Source organism: Halomonas sp. 3F2F (assembly GCF_014897805.1).
GTDB lineage: Bacteria > Pseudomonadota > Gammaproteobacteria > Pseudomonadales > Halomonadaceae > Vreelandella.
In genome coordinates, this window is sequence record NZ_JABUZE010000176.1 from 1 (window position 1) to 1,506 (window position 1,506).

The window sequence follows — 1,506 nt, forward strand, 5'->3', positions numbered from 1 at the left end:
CTCCAGGCATGCCTCCAAACAGGCGGTTCTCGCATCCAGCAACATATCCACGCCCTTAGCCTACTGGGGGAACAGCTCGAAGCGTTGCTGCCAGAACCCCGCCCCACACAGCACATTGCCAGCGTAGATGCCGAACGCATCGTTCAGGCCCGCGAGATTCTTCTCAGCGAGTTAGACCGTCCATTGACGCTGACTTATTTAGGAGCTCGGGTAGGATTAGGGGAACAAAAACTCAAGCAGGGGTTTCGTCGTATGTTTGGCACGACCCCTCAGCACTTTCTTCACCAACAGCGCATGCGTCACGCCCATGCGCTGCTGGAGAGCGGTCAACAGGTCGCTCAGGCTGCCTATGCCACAGGCTATCGGCACCCAAGCAACTTCAGCTCAGCTTTCACACGCTTCTTCGGTTATGCTCCCAAAGCCATCAAGCGGCGCAAAAGCTGATGGCAAGCGTTGCGGGTGGTGATGCAGCTGTCCGAGCGAGCCTCGGCAGAATTGCACACTGTCGCGCGACACGCTACAATCAATAAAAGCCAGTTGGGCATACGATGGATGATTAAAAGTATCAAGCATAAGGGACTAAGGTTGTTTGTCGAGAAAGGCAGCACCAGGGGCGTCCGTGCCGATCATGTCGACCGTCTCCGTGATCGCCTGACCGTACTGGACGCAGCCACCAGTCTTGACGATATAGCTGCTGGCAACTGGGGCCTTCACCCCCTAACTGGAAAGCTGGACGGCCAGTATGCCATCAAGGTGTCAGGGAACTGGCGACTGTTCTTCGAATTTCGAGACGGAAATGTTTACCTGCTGGACTATGACGACTATCACTGATGGGAGAACAAACCATGGCGATGTATAACCCTTCACATCCGGGCCGCATTATCCGGCAGCGCCTGATTGAGGATGAAGACGGCCACAAGATTGGCAGCGTGGCATCGGTCGCCGAACAGCTCGGCTGCCACCGCAACACCCTGAACCGGGTAATTAACGGCAGCGCCTCCGTCACACCTGAAATGGCATTGGCTCTGGAAAAATTGGACGCCGGAAGCGCCGAATTCTGGCTATCCATGCAGACCAATTATGACCTCTTTCAGCTTCGCCATAATCAGGGCGCGGCTTAGCCGAGCGATACCACGCACTAAATTAATAACGCTAAGCGACTCACATCAATAACTACCCACTCACCCTCGCCACCGCATCGCGGCTGGCCGCTTCACGTTGCTCACCGGTGAGTTCAACTAGCTGCCCACCGCGCATTTCCAGTAGCCGGTCGGCCTGGTCGAAGTAATGATCATCGTGGCTGATCACCACCAGCGTTTTGCCGAGTGCCCTTAATTGGGGCAGTAGTTGGCGGTAGAACACTCGCCGGAACTGAGGATCCTGGTCGGCGGCCCACTCGTCCAACAGCAGTAGATCGCGCTGCTCCGCAACGGCCAGCAGCATCGCCAGACGCTTGCGCTGACCCTGGGAGAGGTTGGTGTTAGTGACCCGGTCGCCTTCGAAGTC

The 1,506-nt window shown here is 56.6% G+C and carries 4 protein-coding genes; 3 read left to right on the plus strand and 1 reads right to left on the minus strand.

Annotation, left to right across the window (positions count from 1 at the left end; all coding sequences use genetic code 11):
• The 3 genes from INT21_RS17870 to INT21_RS17880 form a co-directional block, all read left to right on the plus strand.
• Positions 1-444, plus strand: a 444-nt coding sequence (locus INT21_RS17870) for a helix-turn-helix transcriptional regulator (RefSeq protein ID WP_193085569.1), incomplete at its 5' end; no start/stop codon positions are given.
• 108 nt (positions 445-552) lie between these two features.
• The gene (locus tag INT21_RS17875; RefSeq protein WP_193068373.1) at positions 553-831 is read left to right on the plus strand and encodes a type II toxin-antitoxin system RelE/ParE family toxin; all 279 of its coding nucleotides are present in this window, start codon (positions 553-555) and stop codon (positions 829-831) included.
• Positions 832-845: 14 nt separating this feature from the next.
• The gene (locus INT21_RS17880; RefSeq protein ID WP_193068374.1) at positions 846-1,121 is read left to right on the plus strand and encodes a HigA family addiction module antitoxin; all 276 of its coding nucleotides are present in this window, start codon (positions 846-848) and stop codon (positions 1,119-1,121) included.
• Between the two features lie 52 nt (positions 1,122-1,173).
• Here INT21_RS17880 and INT21_RS17885 read toward each other — a convergent pair.
• The coding region (locus tag INT21_RS17885) for an ATP-binding cassette domain-containing protein (RefSeq protein ID WP_193085570.1) at positions 1,174-1,506 on the minus strand (333 nt) is incomplete at its 5' end.

Coding starts and splice junctions, on each gene's coding strand:
- INT21_RS17875 (WP_193068373.1), top strand. CDS start 553: ATGATTAAAAGTATCAAGCATAAGGGACTAAGGTTGTTTGTCGAGAAA.
- INT21_RS17880 (WP_193068374.1), top strand. CDS start 846: ATGGCGATGTATAACCCTTCACATCCGGGCCGCATTATCCGGCAGCGC.